The following is a 2,466-nucleotide window of genomic DNA, read 5'->3' on the forward strand; positions in this document are numbered from 1 at the left end:
TGGCGACGAACGCCACCCCGCTGGTGGCCACCGCGGTGCGCAGTTCGGTCAGGATCAGGGTGGCCACCGGTTCCGGCGGATCCGGCAGCAGCGCGTCGACGTCGGCGACCAACAGCACCCCGCCGCCGTCGCGGATCCGGGCCACCCCCGCCTTCACGGCGGCCAACCGGTCGTCGGCGCCCAGCGCCCCGACCTCGGGGCCGTCCAGCTCGACCAGCCGCCGCGATGCGCAGACCGCCCGCACCAGCGTGGTCTTGCCGACGCCGGCCGGGCCGGAGACCAGGACGCCGAGATTGGTTCCGGCGCCGAGCGTTTCGAGCAGCTCGGGCTCGTCGAGGGCCAGCTTGAGCCATTCGGTGAGCTTGTCGATCTGGGCGCGGCAGCCTTTGAGGTCGTCGAGGGTGAGTTCGGGTGCGGCGGCCGGTTCGGTCACCGTGGCCGTTGCGGGCGCCGTGGGCGCCGCGGCCGTCGGGGATGCCGACGCGGGCGGTGCGGCCGGTGCCGGCCGGCCCCCGGGCGGCTCGGCGGTAGCGGTCGCGGTGGCCGAGCCCCACGTCACCGACGAATTCGGTTGCACGCTAACCGGACCGGCCGGATCGACCCCGGTGACGGTCAGCAGCTCGGATGTCCAGCTGATCCCGACCGCGGCGGCGAGTGCGGCGGTGGCTTCGGAGGTGGAGGTGCCCGGACCCAGATCGCGGGGGAGCAGCGAAACGGCGTCACCGACGGTCATCACCTTGCCCAGCAGCGCCTGACGCAGGGTGGCCGGCGGCACCGACTCGGCGGCCAACGCCGAGCCGCTGAGGCTGACCGACCGCGCGCCGTAGACGGTCACTGGGGCGACGATCACCTGGGTGCCGTCGCGCAGCCCGGCGTTGGACAGCGTCACGTCGTCGAGCAACACCGTGCCGGTCGGGCTGTCCGGCGTGGCCAGCGCGACCACCGCCGCGGTGGTTCGGGCGCCGGTCAACGACACCGCATCCAATTCCCGGATACCAAGGGCAGCAACGGCTTCCGGATGCAGCCGAATCACACCGCGGCGTGCGTCAACGGCGGCGGTGTTCAGCCGGGCGATCAAGGCGAGGTGGTGAGCGGCGTCGCCGCGGGCGGTGGCCATCTCAGCGGCGTCCGGGTTTCCGCAAGCCCAGCCGCGCCATCGATCGGCGGTGCGGCTGGGAGCGGCGGATCGCCCGGCGGGCGGCGCGGCGTTGCTTGGGTTTGTCCTCCCAGGATTCCGGGTGGGCGGCCACCCAGCGCAGGCTGCGGATCGCGAACGGAATGTGGCACAGGTAGGCAACGATCAACACCAGTACCAGGACGTAGGGGAACAGGAACGCCGCCGCGGCCGCCATCGCCAGCACCGCCAGCAGCAGCGCGGCCAGGTGCGGCGGCACCGATACGGCGTGCATCTTTTTCATCGGGATCCGGCTGACCAGCAGCACCGCGGTGAGCGCAACCCAGGCGCAGACGAACCACTGCGAGGTCCACCAACCGCCGCCGAACTGCAGCTTGGCGGCGAGCAGGCCGATCAACATGATCGCGCCGGCCGGTGCGGGCATGCCGACGAAGAACTCCTTCGCGTAGGCGGGCAGGCCGGTCTCGTCGAGCAGTGTGTTGAACCGGGCCAGCCGCAGCACCACGCAGACCGCGTACAGCAGCACCGCGATCCAACCGATCGCCAGCGGCGACAGCAGCGACAGGTAGATCACCACCGCCGGCGCCACCCCGAAGTCGACCGCGTCGGCCAGTGAGTCGAGCTCGGCGCCGATCCGCGACTCGGCGTCCAGGATGCGGGCCACCCGGCCGTCCAGGCCGTCCAGGATGGCCGCCGCCCCGATCAGCGCGATCGCGATGTGCGCCTGGTGATCGAGGGCGAACTTGATCGAACTCAGCCCGGCGCAGATCGCCAGCACGGTCATCGAGCTGGGCAAGATGTGCAGGCCCACCGTCCGCCGGGACCGGCTGGTGCTCATGAGAGCTGGGCCAACACGGTCTCACCGGCGACGGCGCGCTGACCCACCGCGACCATCGGGTCGGTTCCGACCGGCAGGTAGGTGTCCAGCCGCGATCCGAACCGGATCAAGCCGTAGACGTCGCCGACCGCCAGCCGGTCGCCGGCTCGCGCGTCGCAGACGATCCGCCGCGCCAGCAACCCGGCGACCTGAACCGCGATCACCTCGGCGCCGGACGCGGTGCGGATCCGCACGCTATTGCGCTCGTTCTCGGAGCTGGCCTCGTCCCGGTCGGCGGAGCCGAACCGCCCGGCGCGGTGCAGCGCGGCGAGCACCTCTCCACTCACCGGCGCCCGCTGGACGTGTGCGTCCAGCAGCGACATGAAGATGCTCACCCGGGGCAGCGGGGTGTCGGGCAGGCCCAGTTCCGGGGGCGGGGTCGCGGTGTCGACGGTGCAGATCACCCCGTCGGCGGGGGCGACCACCGCGCCCGGCCGGGTGGGCGAGACGCGGC

The 2,466-nt window shown here is 72.6% G+C and carries 3 protein-coding genes; all 3 read right to left on the reverse strand.

The window, feature by feature from the left end; translation table 11 throughout:
- Nucleotides 1-1,117: AAA family ATPase (locus AC2VNT_RS06470; protein WP_486946067.1), on the reverse strand; the 1,117-nt coding region annotated here is incomplete at its 3' end.
- A 1-nt stretch (nt 1,118) separates the two neighbouring features.
- Complete coding sequence (gene pssA, locus AC2VNT_RS06475; RefSeq protein ID WP_486946068.1) at nt 1,119-1,973, reverse strand: CDP-diacylglycerol--serine O-phosphatidyltransferase; 855 nt, start codon at nt 1,971-1,973, stop codon at nt 1,119-1,121.
- A partial coding sequence (locus AC2VNT_RS06480) for a phosphatidylserine decarboxylase (RefSeq protein WP_486946069.1) occupies nt 1,970-2,466 on the reverse strand: 497 nt, incomplete at its 5' end. The genes AC2VNT_RS06480 and pssA, both read right to left, overlap by 4 nt.

This window comes from Mycobacterium sp. TH-M15, from assembly GCF_057473705.1.

Coding starts and splice junctions, on each gene's coding strand:
- pssA (WP_486946068.1), bottom strand. CDS start 1,973: ATGAGCACCAGCCGGTCCCGGCGGACGGTGGGCCTGCACATCTTGCCC.